We start from the raw sequence: 20,243 nt of genomic DNA, 5'->3' as shown, positions 1-20,243 counted from the left end.
TTAAGGGCTTTTTTCAGGGCTTTTTTAAAGAGGAGATTTATGCAGGGCAATAGTGTTTTAAAAATTCATGATGCGGCGGTAATTGGCTAACGCGCTGTTCTATTTGCTGTTTAATACCGTGTAAAAAACGGGCGAGTTCTTCATCGCTCATCATGCTGGCTATTAAGTGGTGCTGTTCAGGCACAATACCTTGACCAAGCATAACTTGCACCCAGGAATCGACTCTAAAAATATCACCATCGTCTAAAAATACACGGCCAGTTTGTTTAAACAAATCAATTTTATGCTTAAGTGTTTTTGGCACTTCCATGGCGCTACAATGCAGCCAAAATTCGCTGTCATCGCGATTAGTTACTTTGTAATGCAGCACAATAAAGTCACGAATATTTTCAATTTCGCTTTTAAGTTGTTTGTTGTATTCATCAATGGCGTGATTGGTTATGCCATTAAACGGAAATAAACGCATAAAGCGAATAATACCCGACATAATTAAATGAATGCTGGTGGACTCAAGTGGTTCAACAAATCCACTAGCAAGACCTAGCGCAAGGCAGTTTTTGTTCCAGCCTTTTAAGCGCCGCCCAGTTTTAAATTTAATAACACGGGGTTCAGTAAGCGCTTCACCTTCAATGTTATTTAGCAATAACGCTTTAGCTTGTTCGTCATCCATATATTGGCTGCAATACACTAACCCATTTCCGACACGACTTTGCAGCGGTATACGCCATTGCCAACCGCTTTTATGGGCAATAGAGCGGGTAAGTGGCAATACGGTATCGCTTGTTGATTTTGTTTGTACTGCAATGGCGCTATTGCATGGTAATAAGTGCGACCAATCTTCGTAGCCCGTATGCAATGCTTGCTCTATCAATAAGCCTCTAAAGCCGGTGCAATCTATAAAAAAGTCGCCGTTTATTTGCTCGCCACTATTTAAAAGTAATGATTCTATGTGGCCTGTTTTAGCATTTTTTACTACTTTTTGTATTTTACCTTCAACACGCTTTACACCTAATGGCTCTGAAAATTCACGTAAAAACTGCGCGTAGCGGGTAGCATCCATATGGTAGGCGTAGTTAATAGGGTTTTGTTGGTTAAACGCAAATTTACCGGCTTTAGCCGCTTGCAGCTCGTAACAGTAATCGCCAAAAGGGTTGTTTATTCCTAAAGTTTTGCCTTGTAGCCAAAAGTGATGAAACTCACCCGCCCAACATTCTTTGCCTGTTGCGCCAAATGAGTGAATATAACGCGTGTTTTCATCGCCCCAGTTTTCAAAGCTAATACCTAATTTAAAGCTTGCTTGAGTGGCTTTCATAAAAGCTTGCTCGTTTATACCTAGCAATTTATGAAACGTACGAATAGGCGGAATTGTTGCCTCGCCAACGCCTACAGTGCCAATATCGTCAGATTCAACAAGGGTAACGTGTATATTTTCGCCAATTAATTTTGCAAGTGCAGCCGCAGCCATCCAGCCTGCAGTGCCGCCTCCCGCTATTACTACATTTTTAACAGCATTTGTTTTAGTCATTATGTGGCTGCCTATTATTAGATAAAAGATCATTTAAAAGCGCGCGGTTACTCGGTAAGCCTTTTAAGTATTGCGCTATTTTTTCACGGTTTTGCTGATAAAAATAATCGCCAGCTTGAGCGCTGGTAAACGCATTGTGTGCTTGAGGTGTTTGTGTATTAAAGCCCATGCCGTATAAAATATACTGATAACTACTTGATGAAAATACTTCTTCGTTTTCAATAAAGTCAAAGCGGCTAGGGGGCTGAAATTGCCAAAGTTTAAGTAAGTTTTGTAGGCGCTCTGGTGCAGTTGTTAAATCCCGAATATTTTGCCAGTAAGGGGTATCGTCTCGTTCGCTTAAAACATAATGGAGTCTTAAAAATTCGACAACACGTTGCCAGCGCGTGCTAAAACGGTCGTTAAAGCGATTTGCAAGTTGGCTCATATGCGTGCGGTTTTGTGGTAGTTGCTCGCTCAGCATACTAATTGAAAGTTCAACCATGGCAAGTGCAGAGGCTTCAAGTGGCTCTAAAAATCCAGCCGACATACCCACGGCAACACAGTTTTTAATCCAAAACTTTTGTCTGTACCCTGGGCTGAATTTTAATACACGGTAATTAAGCTGCTCAGTTTGTTGCTCGCTAGTACTTTTAGCTATGTAGCTTTTTAAAGTATCAGTTGCGCTTTCATCGCTTTGATATTGACTACTAAATACATAACCTGTGCCACGGCGTGTTGGCAGGGCTATATCCCAAATCCAGCCGTTACTTTGCGCAGTAGAGAGCGTTGCAGAGGCAATTGGCTGATTGATGTGTGCATTAGGTACTTGCGCTGCAACAGCGCTGTTATTAAATAAAATATGATCTTGCGCTATAAACTCACTATTAAAATGCTCACCAATTAAGCGAGCACGAGAGCCTGAGCAATCTATAAATAAATCACCTGTTATATCGCCATTTTTATTTGTTTTTAATGAGGCAATATAGCCATGCTCGTCGTTAATAACGTGGGTTACATCGTCAGTAATATGTGTAACATTTAAGTTTTTAACACCGTGGTTTTTTAAAAACTCGGCAAATTTACCTGCCTCTAAATGATAGCCATAGTTGGTGACTGCTGCGTATTCGGGTGTTTGTAATTGTTTTGGCGCAAGTGCTGCTTGGCATACAAAACTTTGCATATTAACAACGTCAGCAAACTTTTGGTTAGGTGCAATACGTTGCCAATTTGCGTGTAAATTGGTTTGCTCGTAGCCTTGAGGGTCCATAAAAGGGTGGTAGTAGTTTTCTCCCTTATTTAGGTTGCGCCAATTTATAAATTTAGAACCTTGCTTAAAGGTGGCATCGCACTGGGTTATAAAATCAATTTCTTTAATGCCAATACGCTGTAACGTATTACGCATTGAAGGCCACGTGCCTTCGCCTACACCTAGTATTGGTACGTTTGCTGACTCAATTAACGTGACACTCAAATGTGGATGCTCAGCAGCTAATAAACCCGCACTTAGCCAGCCGGCTGTACCACCACCTAAAATGACTATTTTTTTTATTGGTTTGGTCATGAGTTAAAACCCTAAACTTGATAACACGTAAACTATATCGTTTTAAATACAAAAAAGCCGCTAGTAATAACTAACGGCTTTGCTTGGTATTACCTTTAGAAGTTGTAACGCATACCAATATTGTAGCGTGCGCCTAGTTGTTGTAAGTTCCATAATTGCACTGATGTACGGCCATGTTCGCGGCTGTTTTGCTCAGTAATATTTATACCTTCAACAAAAAACGAAAGCTGTTCGCTGTAGTTGTAAGCAACGTTAAAGTCGATTTGATAATACTCTTCAGTAAAACCAGGTTCGTTAACGTAACGCGCAGCACTATTTAAAAACTTATCCCGCCAGTTATAGGCAACACGGGCTTGAAAGTCATCGTTTTCGTACATGGCAATAAAGTTGGCTGTATCGCTTAGCCCCACCAGTGCAAACTGCGTTGTAGAAGGGCTAGCATTTACATCAAAGTCTATATCGCCATTAACGGTAGTGTAGTTTGCTTGAACGCCAAAACCGCTTTCACCAAAAAAGTGTTGAAATGCAATTTCAAAACCATCTATGGTGGCGCTTTTATTATTGGTTGGTACTTGTGCAGTAAAATCGAGTAGTGGATCATCGCTGTTAGCAATAACATCGTACGCCGCTTCAAATTCTTCGTAAGTCATAGAATCAAAATCTACCCCATTTTCGGTAGCCGCAACCATTTGGAATAAGTTTGAATCTGTAACAGCAAGCCCACGGGCTTCAAGTTCTGCAATGGCAGCTTGCGCGCGAGGGCCCGCAGTTGCATCGCGTAAACCATAGTAATTTTGTGTCATTGGCGTTAAACCAATAAAGTTTTCGATATCTTTTGTGTAGTAACCTACCGATACATAACTTGTTTCTGCAAAATACCATTCTGCCGATACATCAATGTTATCTGACTCAAGCGGCACTAAACCAGGATTACCTGTTGACGCTGTTGCTGGTGACGAACCAGGCAATAAGGTTGGTGCTCCCGGTACACCGACAGTAGCGGCAGAACTTAAGTTATCATACGTTGGACGGGCGATCGTTGTACTGTAAGAAAAGCGCGCTTTTACGTTTTCGATTACTTCTATGTCAAAGTCTAAGCTGGGTAAAAAATGATCGTAACTAGATTTTAGTGTGAAATCTTGCTTATCTGAGCCAAAGCGTACGTTAAAATCGTTGTTGCCTTCCCAAGCAATGGCATTTGGCAGGTCAATATTAGCAGTTGAAGTAATATCAGTTGACTCGTGACGTGCGCCAACAACGATGTTGTAAGGCATGTCATTAAAATAACCAGTATAAGTGAACTGAACAAAGGCCGCAGTAATATCTTCTTCTATGGTGCGGTTTGTAGCAAAAGCGCCATCGGCTGCGAAGTTAAATCCATATTGCTCGCCTGCCCAATAACCTATTTGTGAAGCGCTGCCCGTATAGCCTTGATTAAATGAACCAGACGTATCGTAATCGTCAAACTCAGCTAAAAAGTTGGTAGGATTTAAATAACCGTCAGGTAATTCACCAGGGTTTTCAACTCCCCAATTTCCCATTGTGTTACGAGTAAGTGACTGAAGTGAATGGCTTTCCATAGAGCGAGATTCTACGCCAAAGTCAATTACACCGTTTTCCAGCTCATATTTACCATGAAGCCTAAATTCGTTCACTTCAGATTCTTGGCTTGCAAAATTAGAGTCTAATATCGAGGTACCTACATCTGCAGGGTCGAGCGTATTGTTACAGTTTAAGTTAGCGCGTCGACAGTCGTTAAAATCTATATTCATAGAAGGAAGTTCGCGGCTAAAGTCTACTTCTTGTGCATTAATAACATTTGCACCAAGGCCTGCATTAACCCAGCTGCCGTATGGTGCATCAGGTTTACTGGTGGCTTTTGAATTGTGTGCATCAAACATAAAGCTCAACTCAGAGTTAAAGTAATACTCTACATTTAAGCCGATTGAATCGTTTTTATTTACCTGATTTAACTCTTGAAATGCTAAACCTAAATCACGCGTTTGTAGATCGCGGCGCTCTTCACGGTAATAGACAGGTGTTTTAACGGTGTTGTCATCAAAGGTTAGCGCACTTTTGTAATTGTCCATCCAAAGAGACTGCTCAGCACGTGCTTCAAATAAATCCTGTTTAGAGTAGGTGTAATCAAGTGTGGCTGTTAAATCATCAATTGGGCTGTACTGAAATGTTAATTGCGCATTTGTACGCGTACGCTCTCTGTCGGCTATGGTATAACGTAAATCTGATGGCATTGAATAAAGCTGGCCAATCTCTGGTGCGTTAGTTAAAACAATATCGTCAGCTGCTTGAGGAATAGTGCCGTCAAAAGCCGATGTATTCCACTGATTTACAAATGCACCTGTTGATGAGCTATCGCGCTGTTGCATGCTTGCCGTTAACGATGCGCCAAATTTAGCGTCGCTGTCGGTCCAGCTAATAATACCCGAAAGCTCAGGTGTAATGTCATCGCCTACGCGATTAGTTGTATCGTGAAGTGCTTTAACACCAATACTTGAAATAAATCCAGGGTTGTCGAGTGGCCGGGCAGTGTTAATGTTAATAGTTGCACCAATACCACCAGAGGCAATACTTGCTTTACCTGTTTTATAAACTTCAACTGATTTAACGCTATCAGATGCCAAATTAGCAAAATCAAATGCACGAGAATTGGGAGTGCCGCCACCTGCAGGAAGAGATGCAGCAGGCATTGTGCGACCATTTAGGGTTACCATATTGTAATCGGGACCAAAACCACGAACGGTCACTTTAGACCCTTCACCGTTTGAGCGATCAATCGACACACCGGTAATACGCTGTAGCGATTCGGCTAAATTGGTATCGGGAAATTTACCAATATCTTCAGCAGAAATGGCGTCTACCACACCTGCGGCATCACGTTTTAATCGAGTTGATTCTTTAATGCTACTTTTAAAGCCGGTGACCTGAATTACTTCAACGTCTTGATTTGCTTCTTCTTGTGCAAGCAACGGTAAAGATACAGATGCGCTTAAAATCAAAGATAGGCTGGTTGCTATCTTTGTTTTTCTTACAATATGGTTAGCCATTCGGTTTCCCTCGTACTTTTATCATTATTATTAACAGCTTGTATGAGGCTGTTATTGTGTAAATGTTAACATTGTCAAATGTGTGGAAGCGCTTCCAGAAAAGGAAATTAAAAATCACCTATGTGGAAGCGCTTCCAGAAATGCTAGACCAATTTCATAGAAGGATCAACTAATGTTTTAATAAAATGAAATATATTTGTTCGAAAAATGTAATTTATACTGTGAGTGAAGAGGTTGGTTAAACTGCATTAAAATTATGCCAAATTAATATGCTTTAAAAGTGGTGCTAGTAATTGAATCTCGCAACATGTAATGATTAGACCCTTGATATATCTGAGTGGATTGTCATAAATTCGAGTTATTGTGCAAGTAAATTAACAAATAATGTTAAGTTGAAATACAGTTAAAAACGGAGCAATCAAATTTAATGAATTATTTGAAATTAGCAAATATCGTTGGGTTCCAAAAAGTGAGTACGATTGTTAAAGAGGTACCATGAAAGCGCATCAGCAAGCAGTAATAGAGCAAGGGCAATGGTTTAAAAATCGTAGCCCCAAGCTAAAAATGTTTTTATTAGCTCACGGTAAAATACTCACTTTGAAAGCCCAACAAGCGCTATTTTTACGTGGCGATGCGCATGATGGAATATACGTTGTTTTAAGTGGGGTTATGCGAATTAGTGGCGTAAATAGTAATGGTAAAGAGGCCGTTTTGAGTTTCATAGATGCATCGTTATGGTTTGGTGAAGTAACGTTATTTGATAAAGGCTTAAGAACCCATGACGTTTACGCACAAACTGACGCTCAGTTATTTTATGTACCACAACGATCATTAGAGCAACTATTAAGTAAACACCCTGAGTATTGGCAGGAGTTTGGTTTATTATTAGCACAAAAATTACGGCTTATGTTTTCTTCGATGGAAGATCATGCATTGCACAGTGCAGAGCAAAAGGTATGTAACAGATTATTAATGCTGAGTGAGCAAACTAATTTTTCAGCGCCATTGGCGTTGTCTCAGCAACAATTAGCGGATATGACCTATTTAACACGGCAAACCATAAATCAAATACTACAAAAACTGGTTAAAAAAAATGCCATTAGTTTGGGGTATCAGTGCATTACAGTGTTGGATGTAAGTAAACTGCAGGCGCTTGCTAGTTAACTCAAGCGTTGTGCAATAAACCTTCAGTTAAAATTTAAATTTTTGGCCAAATAAAAACAAACCCTAAATTGTTTAACCAGATTTTTGGTTGCCTAGCTTTAACTTAGTTTATTTTCACTATTTTTTGGAACCAAAATTGCTACAGATAATACTTTGCAGCAATGGATTTAAGCTAATGATGGTAACTTCTTACATAAATCAATATAGTAGCTATGTAAGTGACACTAATGCGGCATTAATAAATAAGAGTGCGGCAACAGATGTCCCCATCCAACAAACCACCCAACAACCGAAAGAGTTTAATGAGCCAAAGATTGCTAATAATTTTTTACAAAATGCTCAAGAGGCATTGGTATACCAACGTTTAGGTATCGATAAAGACAAAATAGCAGAGATAAAAGCATTAATAGAAGAGTTATCAGAGCAGTTACAAAAGCAAGGCGCTGACAGTGATTCAATTAACAAAAAAATGGACGAACTACAAAAAATGCTCGAACAGGAGTATCAAAATGGACGTGAACGAATGGATACCCAACCAGAACGAGAAAAGGGAAGTATTATTTCGGCGTTAGCTTAAATTTGTAAGTGTCGGGTAGATGACATTGTTGTTACGCGTTTATTTGTTATGTTTAGTGCTTAGCTAAATATTTATTGAGGAATACACAATGCAAACACTTCAACAACAACTGGGAAAATATGGTTTATATCACCGCTCTAAGCGCAATGTGCTTACTCATTTTTTTGGTATCCCACTTATTGTATTTGCCGTTTTATGTTTACTTGCTCGCATTGAAATACCCCTTGGTGGCGTTGTTATTAATGCTGCCCAAATATTTGTTTTAGCTTCGGTAATTTATTACTTCATGTTAAGTCTATCGCTGGGTTTAATTATGGCTATATTGTTTACTGCATTGCTGTTTGCTGCTGAGCCTATAGCAGCTATGACATTTTGGCCTTGGTTAAGTATTGGCGTGGGCGTATTTGTGTTTGGTTGGGTGTTGCAATTTATTGGACATTATTATGAAGGCAAAAAGCCCGCGTTTGTTGATGATTTAATTGGCTTAATTATTGGCCCATTGTATGTAACTGTAGAATTACTATTTTTAATGGGCTTTTACAAACAGCTCGAAATTGAAGTGAACAATATTGCAGGGCCAACAAAGGCGTAAATTCACTTACTTAAATCAAAAGCTTCATTGAGCAAAGAGGTGCCTATGAATTTTAATAATAAAACAGTGTGGATCACAGGTGCATCGTCAGGCATTGGCAAGGAGCTTGCGGTTCAATTTGCAAAGCAAGGCGCACGCGTCATTTTATCTGCCCGCAATGTTGAAAAGCTCACCGAAGTAAAAGCAACGCTTGAAGGTGATGGGCATTTAATTATACCGCTTGATTTGTCAGCGCCTGAGGCTGTTTTGACTCAGGTTACTGATTTACTGCACACTTTACCTTCTATCGATATTTTAATTAATAACGGCGGGGTGTCGCAGCGCAGTTTATTTTTAGAAAACGACTTTAACGTATACCGCCAGCTTATGGAGGTTAACTATTTTGGTTTAATAGCACTGACAAAAGCGATATTACCTTCAATGGTTGCAAGAAAAAGCGGTTCAATCGTGGCTATTAGCAGTGTGGCAGGAAAAGTTGGCTCAAAGTTTAGAACGGGTTATTCAGGCTCAAAATATGCGGTAGTGGGCTTTATGGATTGCCTACGAGCAGAAGTAGCAGAGCACAATATTAATTGCTTAACGATTTGCCCAGGTTCGATTAAAACAGCGATTGCACATAACTCGTTAAACGAGCAGGGCGTCGCACAAAATAAACCCGAAGAATCAATTGAAAACGGCATGGCAGTATCCTGTGCGGCTGAAAAAATGATTAAAGCGATTGCTAACAAAAAAGACGAAGTTATTGTTGGGCAAGGATTAAGTGGTTGGGCACCAACGATAAAACGATTTTTTCCTAATTTATTTAATCGATTAACAGCTAAAACTAACTACAGATAATTGCACTTTTACTATTAATTAAGCTAAATAACAGGCGGTGGTTTTATTAATATTGAAAAGGTAGACTGTATTAAAATTAAATAAATAAGGTAAGGATACTCGTGAAATTTGCATGGCTAAGCCTTTTTTTTGGTGTATTAATTTGGTCTGGCATTAACCCTAAAGATCAATTTACTTGGTTACTTGAAGTTATTCCCGCAATGATTGGTTTAGCACTAATAGCAAGCACGTACAAATACTTTAAATTAACCTCTTTATTGTACTTTTTTATTTTAGTGCATTGTATTGTGCTGATGATAGGTGGTCATTATACCTACGCAGAAGTACCTTTATTTGATAATTTATTTGGCAGCGAACGCAATAACTATGACAAAGTAGGGCACTTTTTTCAGGGATTTGTACCCGCTTTGCTAGCGCGCGAAATACTGCTACGAAAGCAAGTTGTAAATGGCCGAGGTTGGTTAACTTTATTTGTTATATCTGTCAGTTTGGCGTTTAGTGCGTTTTACGAATTAATAGAGTGGTGGGTAGCAGTACTGACCGGTGAAAACGCTGAAGCATTTTTAGGGACGCAAGGGTATGTGTGGGATACACAGTCAGATATGGCATTAGCGTTATTTGGTGCAATTTGCTCGTTACTGCTGCTTTCAAAACTACACGATACACAGTTAAAGTATGTAAAAAACTATTAAATACTACACTGGATAGTTAAAAATGACTCAACAACCTCACAACTACTCAATTAGTACAGACAAGTCTAAGCTTAACTTTAACGTTATTTATAATTTTATTGCTAATAGTTACTGGGCAAAAGGCATACCTAAAAGTGTGATGCAAAAAGCGATTGATAACTCAATGTGCTTTGGCGTGTATAGCCCTAATAACGAGCAAGTTGGTTTTGCACGGGTAGTTACCGACAACGCTACTTTTGCCTACTTGGCAGATGTATTTATTACCCCGCACCTACAAGGGTGTGGCCTAAGCAAATTACTCATTAAAACAATAGTGGAACACCCTGAGCTACAAGGCCTAAGGCGCTTTTTATTAGCCACATCGGATGCGCATGGCCTTTATGCACAATACGGGTTTAAACCGATAGATAACCCCGCACTGTTAATGCAAATAAATCCTGAGAATGTGTATGAGGGAAATACTTGAGAGGTATAGTAAAGGGGGGGAAGAGCAATGATTCTTTTAAACTCCTTACAGGCCCCAAACTCTTAAAGCTGCTGTATGAATTTCATTTAAAAGTAATAACCCTGCAATACTACCAAATAGCACCCACTTTTTAGATTTTTCAGCTTCCTTGGAGCGCCTGTAAGTAACGTAGCCAATAAAGGTTACTAGTACAATAACGGCTATTAATGATAATTGATTCTCTTGATTCAACTTAAAATTCCCCTCAATTATATGATGAGAGAAAAATGAAATAACCCAAAGCGTGAACAAAACAGTAAGGCCAATTACATAATTAATAATCTTAAATGTATTAATTGAAGTACCACAAACAGGACAAACATAATTTCGTTCCCTAGCGTTGGGTGTTTTAACCTTTGGGGCAATTGTTGAATTACATTTTTTACAAACTAACAGAGACATAAACTCGATTCTATTTAGGGCTTATAACAAGACTGTAGAGTAGCTCCAACAGCCAAATTCAATTAAAAAGGGTTCCTGTAATTAACTCTAAATGTTTTTAAAGCATTAGGTAATGCTATTTGGAACCCATAAAACAGGCTAATTTTCTTAAAAATGAGTAACTCTAGAGCTTCAACGCCCGCATAAGCAGCTATTAATAATAGGCTAAAATTATTGAGCGCAGCGACAATAGCCCATTGTTAATTGTCCGAGCGAGTTTACGAGCCTTGGTATTCTTGCTAGGGCTACTTTGCCAAATATTCTAATATTTCTTGTTTTGGGTTTTTAGATAGAGTGACAAAACTTAAGGAATTAATACTTCCATACTTTTTGGCTGCATCGTGGCTTAAATTGGTATCTTTGCTTGCCCCAAGATCCAACAATTTTTTAACTGCAATAGGATCAGAGTACAAAATTACCGCATGTAAAGCTGTAAAACCGATACTATCTCTTTGCTCAATGTCAGCCCCGCAATTAATCATTGTACTCAGAACGTAATGAAATTTTGTATTTAAAACTTCGCGGCCTGCCACAACTGCACCTAATAGTGAATTAGGCTCAGCATCATTTTCTGGAATGTCAGGACAAGACTCTAACCATAACTCACTTAATGAGCCTTTTATTGTGTCTTTCTGGCCAATGTAATGAAGGTGATATCCGAATTCTTGATTAAGGAATGAGTAAATGAGAACACCCAAAACACTTACAGGTAACAAGACAATATTGATGAGTTTTTTCACTGCACTTTCCTAGTTCAACAGCTTGTTAGGGGTGATACTGATACTCATTTTTTAAATCATTTAATTTAACAACATGTAACTTAACTTTGACATTGTATCTATCCAAGTATCTTGCAAGTTGCTCTCTTACTTTGTTGGTATCAACTGTCGAGTTATCTATAACAGCCATAAAATGAATTACTAACTCTTTTGAATAAATGCCTTTCATTTGGCTTGCCATTATTTCTGCTTCAAGCAAGACTTTATCTATCCTCGAAAGGTTAATATGTTCGTTTCTAAACAGTTTGACTTCAACCGCATGTATTTTATCTTTAACTAAAGCTAAGCCATCAAATATAATTTTTCGATTGCTTGGAGTTTCAAACCGAACATCAGTTCTGAATTCAAGCCCCAAATCTTTTGATAGTTTTATGATGGATAGTTTCTCAGCTAAAGATACATTAGCCATAAGGTCTGCGTGACGTTCCGAATTAGTTACAAATGTCGCAGTTCCTCCTAGTAAGGCAGCTTTACTTTCTGGTTCAGCTGGATCTGATTCTGCATTATTCGGAACATCGTGTTCAGCAGAAGAACTATCTTCTGGTGCTTCTCCAACTTCTTCAACTTCTTCCCTTAGCTTCTCTTCTTTTTCTTGGGTTGTTGCCTTACCAAAAGACTTAAAAAAGTTATCTTCATTTTTATAATCGGAAGGTGCGTACAATACCTTGTGATTAAAATTCAAAGTTAAGAAAAAGGTGCCGACAAGAAACACTGGAAAGAAAATCAGAAACCAAATGTAGATACCTTGATTTTCCGGCTCGATAAAAGGTAAAACACCTGTCCCACTGATTTCTGCTATAGCTGCAAACATCGCAATTACCGTCAAAGGGTTCTTTATATGTCCTATTTTTTCAATCAATTCTTAATCCTTAAATAATGCAACAGACCACAGCCCCTAACGCTTAAGCTAAGCGGCAAACGCGAACGTTTTGTCGAAGCCTGTGAGTAGTTTTCTGATTGAGTTTTTTGTTATACATTCCCACTATTCAGTTTCGAAAGTAAATCCGAAGGCGCTATATAAATCAGCGTTTTACCATCTTTCGTTGCAAGGAATAGCTTGAGTTCGGCCAGTTTTGCTAAATAGGTTCTAGCAGTATTTGCTGAAATTGTATACGAATTGGAAACCTCTTTTGCACTAAATACCCTTCCTGGCTCTTTAACTGCTTTTTTAATTAAATCCTTTTGAATGAAGTTTAGTTTATTACCCCAAGTGGTTTTCTCTAAAATCTCAGCAATTTTCTTAAATTCGCTAGTTTTATTGCCTAAATAGGTTTTTAATTCTTCAAAAGCATGAAGGATTATATCTAATTGGAAATAAATGAAATAAGTTAAATCATTAGAGTCCTTCTCTGTATACATATAAGACATACCATATTCTTTAGGCTTTTCTTTTAGTAGCTTGCTAATAGATACATATTTGAATAAGGTATATTCACTTTTGAGCATAAACCAATAAAACAGTGCTCTTGCGGTTCTCCCATTTCCATCTCTAAATGGGTGTTCATAACCAATCATAAAGTGAAGGATTATCGCCTTAATTATTGGGTGCACGAAATCACAGCCGTTCAAGCCTGTATGTTCAGCATTAGCAAATGCACAAAACTTCTGAAGCCTTTCGTTAATAAGATCAAAATGTGGAGGCTGATGAGCGATATTACCATCACCATCTTCAATATAAATATCGTTATCTTCTCTAAATTCGCCAGGAACAACATTATTCTCTGTAGTCCCAATTGTAGCTATTCTGTGAAACTCGAGAATAAGATCCAATGTTAACTTTTCTTTCTTATTTTTTTCAGCGAACCTCAATAGAAGATAATTATTTAATATCATTCTCTCATCTTCATCAATTGGCTCTCTTTCATCTTCCAGCATTTTCTTAGCTACTTCGCGAGTAGTCGAAGCGCCTTCAAGTTGTGCGCTTGTAATAGCTTCTTCCATAATTAAGGATGAGACTAAGAATTTACTTTGTAAGTTATCACTAGCCGCAGAGTCAGATACAGCTCCAACATTTCCGCCTGCGATTTTTACTAGCTGATATAATAATGCTTCCATGGAATGCGGTGTACAGTATAAGAAGGGCTTGTCATTTTCATCAATAATCGTCAGCGACTTGTACTGCGACATTCTTTTAAACTTTACAGTCTTCCAGATGTTTTCAGCATCCTCTTTAGGAACTCTCCACTTAAGCTGACTCCAATGAAGGTATCTCCCTTCATCATCAGTAACATCATATTTGTGAAGAAAGGGAGTTATAGATTGAAAGTCTTCTGGAATGCTTAGCTCAGGAGCTTTTTCCACTCTTGCTTTTGCCATAATCTACACTTTTTTATTTATGCGTTTTACATTGATATCAGTATGCCACTTAAAATTTAAAACGCAAATTTTATTATTTGAGTTTTAATGCGAAAATTGAAGGGATGTATAACAACTTTATCAGAGGACACTTTCCTCTTTTTATGAGCAATGTATGTCCTCTTATTTATTTTTAATATCAATAACAAATCCTGTAACACATTGCGAGTATTAAGCTTTAAGTCGGGCTGTTAATCAACAACAGGCAGAAAAGGGGAAAGTGTCCTCACTTTCTGACTTAGGAGGATAAACGCCATCGTTTAAGTAAATGCAGTAATTAAAAATTTAAAATGAAAACCAAAAGCTTTTTTAAACCATTTTACCACCTCTAAAAAATGGCAACGGTAATATAAGTAACTACTTTAAATACAATTGTTTGTGTAAGGCTATTAAAAAGGTAGATTTTTTACCGGTGGTAGCTGTAAAAAGGAGGTGATGAATAATTGCTAAACGCGCCTACCTGCTTTTGAAACGGGTAGACACGTTTAATACGAATTCACTTGGCTTTTTTAGCCTCAAGCGCTTCTATTTCACTCCAGATTTTTTCGGCTTCTTCGCTTAACATGGCGTAGCTTTTAATGTCGCCTTTACGCTGAGCTTGCATGCCTTGTTCTAATTTGGCGTCGTACTCTTTGCGTAACTTTTTTGTAGGGTCTGATTTGAATATCGAAAACATGGGACTCGCTTAATTTTATAAAAGTGATAGCACTACCATACGCTACAAATAGCTAAAAAGTTCTTTTTGCAGTAAGGCGCTTACCTTGTTAAATTAAAACAAGGTAAGTGAATTATTTACTATGCTGCGGTTACTAAACAGTTTTATAGCTCAGGCTCTAGGCGTTTAATACCTTGGCCATCTAGGCCTAAGTAAATGTAGCCGTCTTCACCTTGAGCTAAGCTTCTTACGCGGCCAATGCCTTCTAATATTTTTTCTTGGCTTTTTAGCGTATCGTTTTCAAGCGTAAGTGCGCTTAAAAACGAAAACTTCATAGACGATAACAGCACTTTACCTTTTAATTTAGGGTATTTGTCGCTGGTGACAAGTAGCATATCTGATGGTGCTATAGATGGTGTCCATTGTGATGTTGGCGATTGCATGCCGTCTTTTGTTTGCAGGTCTGTAAACGAAGTGCCGCTATAATTTACGCCATAGCTAACTACCGGCCATCCGTAGTTTAATCCTGATTTTATTAAATTAAGTTCGTCGCCGCCTCGGGGGCCATGCTCATGTGCCCAAAGACGATTATTTTCAGCGTCAAACCACATACCTTGCGGGTTTCGATGTCCGTAAGACCAAACAGCGTGTTTAGCGTCGGTTTGTTTAACAAAGGGATTATCTGTTGGAATACGACCATCTAAATGAAGACGATAAATTTTGCCCCCATCACGGCTAAGATCTTGCGGGTTTAGGTCGCGCGAGCCACGATCCCCGATCGAAAAATAAACATAACCTTGTTTATCAAACACAATACGACTGCCGTAGTGCTGACCTTTTGTACTGTTATGCTCACCTTTGTATAAAACGTGCGGCTCTAATAGCTGAGTATGGTCATCACTTAATTTTGCGCGCATTAATGCAGTGTTACTACCACTGCCTTTGCCTTCAGCGCTTGAGTAAGTAAGGTAAAGCCATTGACTATTTTTATTATCGGTATGCAGTGCTAAATCAAGTAAACCGCCTTGGCCGTTAGCATCTATATCGGGCAATCCTTTTACTTGAATAAGCGTTGAGGTGTTTTTACGTAATAAAAATAGTTGTCCACTTCGCTCTGTAATTAATAAATCACCGTTTGGTAGTGCTTCGATTGCCCAAGGAATACTTACACCTTCTGCAACGTCTACTGCTTTTACATTAAGCGGCAAACTCGGCAGCTTTTTAAAATCAACTGCATTTACTGACATTGTAGGCAGCGTCAATAAAGCTGCTGTTAGCACGGCACCCTTAAAAGAATGTGTATATTTTTTTGATTTTATATTGAGCATGTTATTTTCCAAAATTAATCAAATTAGGTTTACGTTAGCACGAGCTGTAAAAATTTGCTAAGCGTTGCGATAAGTGAAAATTCTTTAATTTTAGATAGTTACATATATCACTCACACAGTATTAGAAATAGTAAGCTCACTCAGTAAAGTATATTTTATTTAGTTTTGAATACGTTTATAAATTGAGTTTAGTTTGTTTTTTGTTCGTAGTTTTTAACAAAAATAATGGAATAAACACTCTATTAGGGTTGAAAACTTGAATTTTCAGCGTACACTTGTGCGCTGAAGTTTGAGCGTACACTTGTAGGCTCAAATAGTTAGGGTTCTGATTTGTGCTAACACCCAGTTCGTGCAAACCATTGAGCAATAAACCAATATAGAGATTTTATTACAATGTTTACGCAGGCATTAAACCAATTTTCAACGTGGTTTTTACACCATCAAACGTTTGCAGGTTACATAGAGCCAATAATGCAAGTGTTTAAACCTGCTTGGCGTGCAGGGCAATTTAGAGCGCAACTAATGAGTTCAGAATCATTAAATGGTGAATTTTTGAGTTTGCAGCTAAAACCAAGCAAACAATGGCCCGCACATACCGCAGGGCAGCATGTTAGTTTGACCATTGAAATGAATGGACGATTATTAACGCGCGTTTTTACAGTTGCTTCAAGCGTTAAATATTTCAACGAAACGGGATTTATACGTTTGTTAATTAAAACAAGCGAACAAGGACGATTTACTGGTTTATTAAATAACAAAGCAAAAGCGGGAACATGGTGCAACATATCTGCTGCAACGGGTGAGTTTGTATTTAAAAATACACATACTCCTGCCACATTAATAGCTGGTGGATCTGGTATAACGCCGATGCTAGCAATGCTTGACGATTATTTAGCGCAAACAACTAAAGCAATAAATTTAGTGTATTACGCAAAATCGGGCGAACATCAATGTGTTGATAAGTTGCGTGAATTAGCCACACAATTTAGTCATTTTTCATTTTTATTATTAACTCGTGAGCAGTCGAGCGACATTACTAGCAATATTAAACATTGGGAGAATCCAGATATATATTGCTGTGGGCCGCTAGGGTTTATGCAAACGGTACAAGCGTTTGCTCAAAAACATGATCTTAATTATTACCAAGAGGCATTTGGTTTAGCGTTACCCAAAGTAAACAATGAAGATCAGTTTACTGTAAAGGTGAATAGCCAAGCTCATATAGTTGAAGGAAAAGATGTACTTCTTAGCCAGTTTGAAGTTAAAAAATTACCGGTAAAGCGTGGCTGCGGAATTGGTATTTGCCATCAGTGCCAATGTATTAAAAAGTCGGGAATAGTACGTAATTTAAAAACAGGTGAAATGTCAGACAACGGTGAGCAATTAATCCAACTTTGCATAAGCCAACCTGTGAGTGACTTGGAGTTACAATTATGAAAAACATAAACTTTGATCAGCTTGCAAGCGATTTAGATACTATAAAAATGAATACGCTTGCTAAAGTAGGGCAAAAAGATGCTGACTACATTCGCTCTGTCGTTCGAAAGCAAAGACTATGTGAGTGGAGTGGGCGAATACTATTAATGCTTGGATTTATTCAGCCTTTACTTTGGGTTGCCGGTGTTTTGTTACTGGCTTTGGCTAAAATTCTCGATAATATGGAAATTGGCCACAATGTTATGCATGGTCAATACGATTGGATGAACGACAAACAGCTTAACTCTCAGCAATACGAATGGGACATAGCCTGCGATGGCCAAAGCTGGCATCGGGTTCACAATTTTGAGCACCACACTTACACTAACATTATTGGTAAAGACCGTGATTTTGGCTACGGGTTGTTACGTTTGAGTGATGATTTTAAGTGGCGTTTTAAAAATGTGTGGCAGTTTTTTACTTACATAAATTTAAGTGTCTTGTTTCAGTGGGGTGTGTCATACCATGAGCTGGCAGCAGAGCGTGTTTTTATAGGTAAAAAGAAAGAAAATCGTGAAGGGGGTGTATCGCATGCCACTTTAAAGCAGCGTTTTTTTAGTAAAGGCGCTCGCCAGTTAATTAAAGATTATGTGATCTTCCCATTACTTGCAGGGCCACTGTTTTTATGGGTGTTAGCGGGTAATTTAGTGGCAAATTTGCTTCGTAACTTATGGACATCAACAATTATATTTTGTGGTCACTTTACCGAAGAAACCGAAACATTTAAAGAACAAGACTGCGTAAACGAAACCCAAGGCCAGTGGTATTATCGTCAAGTATTGGGCTCGTCTAATATTAAAGGGGCAAACTGGTTTCATATTTTAACGGGCCATTTGAGCTGCCAGATTGAGCACCACTTATTTCCTGATATGCCGTCGTCGCGATATCAAGAGGTGGCACCTCAGGTACAGGCAGTTATGCAAAAGCACGGGATTGATTACCACACTGGCGGATTTTTTAAACAATACGGCTCGGTGTTAAAGCGAATTATTAGATACTCATTTAAATAGTGATAGGGTGCATTAAGCGCTTTAAAAGCTAAAACATAAACCGGCATGTGTAAGCGCATATGCCGGTTTTTTGCTGTTGTGCTTAATAAACATACAGTGCGTTTGGTTTTTTCTTATTGTTAATTAAAAATCCGTTACTTTAGCTATGGTTAATTGATGCGTGATTGTCATACAATGGAGAAAAATAGACCACACAAGAGAGATAAAAAATGGCCGCATTTGGTACTGTGTTTATGCCACAGATGATTCAAGCTCGTTTTTCAGATAATCAATGGAGCGAAACCTCAGTTGTTCCATGCGATAAGCTTGAGTTTCATGCTGGTGCACACGTTCTTCATTATTCAAGCACCTGTTTTGAGGGCTTAAAAGCATTTCGTCATGAAGATGGGTCTGTTTATATTTTTAGAATGGATGCAAACATAGCACGTATGCAGCAAAGCTCAGCACTTTTAAGCTTGCCAAGTTTTGATGGCGAAATGCTTAAAACGATGATTATTGATATTGTTCGCCAATATGCCGATGAAACCCCATTACCGCCTGGCTCTATGTATATTCGCCCAACACATATAGGCACAGAAGCGGCAATTGGTAAAGCGGCAGCCCCTTCAATGAGCTCATTGTTGTACACTTTACTTTCGCCAGTAGGTGATTATTTTGCTGGTGGTGCTACGGCATTACGTGTGTTACTTGAAGAAGACGGTATGCGCTGTGCACCTCATATGGGAATGGTTAAAAGCGGCGGTAACTACGCCAGTGCACTTGGCCCAATTAGCGCTGCACGTAAACAGTATCAAGCAGATCAAATATTATTTTGCCCAGGTGGTGATGTACAAGAAACGGGCGCTGCAAACTTTATTTTAATTGATGGCAACGAAATTATAACCAAAGCGCTCGACTCCACCTTTTTACACGGCGTAACGCGTAATAGTATTTTAACGATTGCTAAAGATTTAGGCATGACTGTGAGCGAACGTAATTTTACAGTGACTGAACTTTTAGAGCGTGCTGCAAAACCAGGCACAGAAGCTGCGCTTTCAGGTACTGCTGCGGTATTAACTGCAGTGGGAACGTTTATTCATAACGATAAAGAATATAAAGTAGGTACAGGAGAGCCTGGGCCAACTACTGCACGTCTGCGCCAAGCATTGAACGACATTCAATGGGGTAAAAGCGAAGACAAGCATGGATGGTTAACTAAAGTGGTATAGCGTTAAATACCCACGTTACTCGCACCAAAAAGCCACCTAATTAAGGTGGCTTTTTGGTGCGAGTAACTTTATTAATTTATTAAAATTTTATTTTTCCGGTTAGTATATCTTTAAACATAACCCAGTCTCCCCACAAACTATAAAATGGGTGTTTAAACGTAGCTGGTCGGTTTTTTTCAAAAAAGAAATGCCCAACCCACGCAAAGCCATAGCCAATAACGGGTAGTAGCCACAATAGCGCATATTTTTGACTTAATAATGCGGTAATAATGACCATAAGTACTAATAGGCTACCTATAAAATGCAAACGCCTGCAGGTTACGTTGCGATGCTCCTTTAAATAATAAGGGTAAAAAGCTTTAAAACTGTTGAAAGTGGGTTCTTGTTTTTCCATAAATCACGCTTTATTTTTATTATATGTTTTTACTATTAAAGCGTAAGTTTACAATTGTTTACAGCGATAAATGGCACTTAACGCATCTTAATAGACA

Annotated in this window: 19 protein-coding genes; 9 read left to right on the top strand and 10 right to left on the bottom strand. The window is 38.5% G+C overall.

The features are described 5' to 3' along the window. Window positions 1–37: 37 nt before the first annotated feature. The 3 genes from PMAN_RS07980 to PMAN_RS07970 form a co-directional block, all read right to left on the bottom strand. The gene (locus PMAN_RS07980) at window positions 38–1,525 is read right to left on the bottom strand and encodes a tryptophan halogenase family protein (protein WP_010557359.1); all 1,488 of its coding nucleotides are present in this window, start codon (window positions 1,523–1,525) and stop codon (window positions 38–40) included. Beyond that, window positions 1,518–3,068: a tryptophan halogenase family protein gene (locus tag PMAN_RS07975; protein WP_010557360.1), complete on the bottom strand. Its 1,551-nt coding sequence runs from the start codon at window positions 3,066–3,068 to the stop codon at window positions 1,518–1,520. The genes PMAN_RS07980 and PMAN_RS07975 overlap by 8 nt, the downstream gene beginning before the upstream one ends. A gap of 95 nt (window positions 3,069–3,163) precedes the next feature. Beyond that, window positions 3,164–6,133 carry a TonB-dependent receptor gene (locus tag PMAN_RS07970; RefSeq protein ID WP_010557361.1) on the bottom strand — a complete coding sequence of 990 codons (2,970 nt, stop codon included), beginning with the start codon at window positions 6,131–6,133 and terminating at the stop codon, window positions 3,164–3,166. Window positions 6,134–6,628: 495 nt separating this feature from the next. Between PMAN_RS07970 and PMAN_RS07965 the strand changes: the two genes are divergently transcribed. From PMAN_RS07965 to PMAN_RS07940, 6 genes are all read left to right on the top strand, one after another. Then, on the top strand, window positions 6,629–7,297 hold the full coding sequence (locus PMAN_RS07965; protein ID WP_008129892.1) for a Crp/Fnr family transcriptional regulator: 669 nt from the start codon (window positions 6,629–6,631) through the stop codon (window positions 7,295–7,297). A 175-nt stretch (window positions 7,298–7,472) separates the two neighbouring features. Next, window positions 7,473–7,874, top strand: coding sequence for a hypothetical protein (locus tag PMAN_RS07960; protein WP_010557362.1), 402 nt, complete (start codon window positions 7,473–7,475; stop codon window positions 7,872–7,874). Between the two features lie 88 nt (window positions 7,875–7,962). Continuing rightward, window positions 7,963–8,466, top strand: a complete 504-nt coding sequence (locus PMAN_RS07955) for an Mpo1 family 2-hydroxy fatty acid dioxygenase (protein ID WP_010557363.1) — start codon at window positions 7,963–7,965, stop codon at window positions 8,464–8,466. Window positions 8,467–8,511: 45 nt separating this feature from the next. Further along, on the top strand, window positions 8,512–9,303 hold the full coding sequence (locus PMAN_RS07950; protein ID WP_010557364.1) for an SDR family oxidoreductase: 792 nt from the start codon (window positions 8,512–8,514) through the stop codon (window positions 9,301–9,303). Between the two features lie 101 nt (window positions 9,304–9,404). Continuing rightward, window positions 9,405–9,995, top strand: coding sequence for a DUF2238 domain-containing protein (locus tag PMAN_RS07945; RefSeq protein ID WP_010557365.1), 591 nt, complete (start codon window positions 9,405–9,407; stop codon window positions 9,993–9,995). Window positions 9,996–10,017: 22 nt separating this feature from the next. After that, window positions 10,018–10,461, top strand: coding sequence for a GNAT family N-acetyltransferase (locus PMAN_RS07940; RefSeq protein ID WP_010557366.1), 444 nt, complete (start codon window positions 10,018–10,020; stop codon window positions 10,459–10,461). 45 nt (window positions 10,462–10,506) lie between these two features. Here PMAN_RS07940 and PMAN_RS07935 read toward each other — a convergent pair whose 3' ends face one another. The 6 genes from PMAN_RS07935 to PMAN_RS07910 all read right to left on the bottom strand — a co-directional run bounded on the left by PMAN_RS07935 (window position 10,507) and on the right by PMAN_RS07910 (window position 16,058). Beyond that, entirely contained in the window at window positions 10,507–10,902 is a 396-nt protein-coding gene (locus PMAN_RS07935; RefSeq protein ID WP_010557367.1) for a zinc ribbon domain-containing protein, read from the bottom strand. A gap of 284 nt (window positions 10,903–11,186) precedes the next feature. Beyond that, window positions 11,187–11,681 carry an ankyrin repeat domain-containing protein gene (locus PMAN_RS07930; RefSeq protein ID WP_010557368.1) on the bottom strand — a complete coding sequence of 165 codons (495 nt, stop codon included), beginning with the start codon at window positions 11,679–11,681 and terminating at the stop codon, window positions 11,187–11,189. A 25-nt stretch (window positions 11,682–11,706) separates the two neighbouring features. Continuing rightward, window positions 11,707–12,579 carry a hypothetical protein gene (locus PMAN_RS07925; protein ID WP_010557369.1) on the bottom strand — a complete coding sequence of 291 codons (873 nt, stop codon included), beginning with the start codon at window positions 12,577–12,579 and terminating at the stop codon, window positions 11,707–11,709. Window positions 12,580–12,689: 110 nt separating this feature from the next. After that, window positions 12,690–14,036, bottom strand: a complete 1,347-nt coding sequence (locus PMAN_RS07920; RefSeq protein WP_010557370.1) for a Fic family protein — start codon at window positions 14,034–14,036, stop codon at window positions 12,690–12,692. Window positions 14,037–14,571: 535 nt separating this feature from the next. After that, complete coding sequence (locus PMAN_RS07915) at window positions 14,572–14,751, bottom strand: DUF6435 family protein (protein WP_010557371.1); 180 nt, start codon at window positions 14,749–14,751, stop codon at window positions 14,572–14,574. A 143-nt stretch (window positions 14,752–14,894) separates the two neighbouring features. Further along, window positions 14,895–16,058, bottom strand: a complete 1,164-nt coding sequence (locus PMAN_RS07910) for a PQQ-dependent sugar dehydrogenase (RefSeq protein WP_010557372.1) — start codon at window positions 16,056–16,058, stop codon at window positions 14,895–14,897. A gap of 393 nt (window positions 16,059–16,451) precedes the next feature. Here PMAN_RS07910 and PMAN_RS07905 point away from each other — a divergent pair, with 393 nt between their 5' ends. From PMAN_RS07905 to PMAN_RS07895, 3 genes are all read left to right on the top strand, one after another. Then, entirely contained in the window at window positions 16,452–17,495 is a 1,044-nt protein-coding gene (locus tag PMAN_RS07905) for a ferredoxin reductase (protein WP_010557373.1), read from the top strand. Further along, window positions 17,492–18,544 carry a fatty acid desaturase family protein gene (locus PMAN_RS07900; protein WP_008127423.1) on the top strand — a complete coding sequence of 351 codons (1,053 nt, stop codon included), beginning with the start codon at window positions 17,492–17,494 and terminating at the stop codon, window positions 18,542–18,544. The genes PMAN_RS07905 and PMAN_RS07900 overlap by 4 nt, the downstream gene beginning before the upstream one ends. A 209-nt stretch (window positions 18,545–18,753) precedes the next feature. Continuing rightward, window positions 18,754–19,752 (top strand): branched-chain amino acid aminotransferase, encoded by a 999-nt coding sequence (locus PMAN_RS07895; protein WP_010557374.1) that lies wholly within the window; start codon window positions 18,754–18,756, stop codon window positions 19,750–19,752. 79 nt (window positions 19,753–19,831) lie between these two features. Here the strand turns inward: PMAN_RS07895 and PMAN_RS07890 are convergent, their stop codons facing one another. Beyond that, window positions 19,832–20,146: an Mpo1-like protein gene (locus tag PMAN_RS07890; RefSeq protein ID WP_006792243.1), complete on the bottom strand. Its 315-nt coding sequence runs from the start codon at window positions 20,144–20,146 to the stop codon at window positions 19,832–19,834. Between the last annotated feature and the right edge of the window lie 97 nt (window positions 20,147–20,243).

The organism is Pseudoalteromonas marina (assembly GCF_000238335.3).
In the GTDB taxonomy this organism is placed as follows: Bacteria; Pseudomonadota; Gammaproteobacteria; order Enterobacterales; family Alteromonadaceae; genus Pseudoalteromonas; species Pseudoalteromonas marina.
The sequence above is the reverse complement of the archived record's forward strand: the minus strand, read 5'-3'. Positions and strand labels throughout refer to the sequence as shown.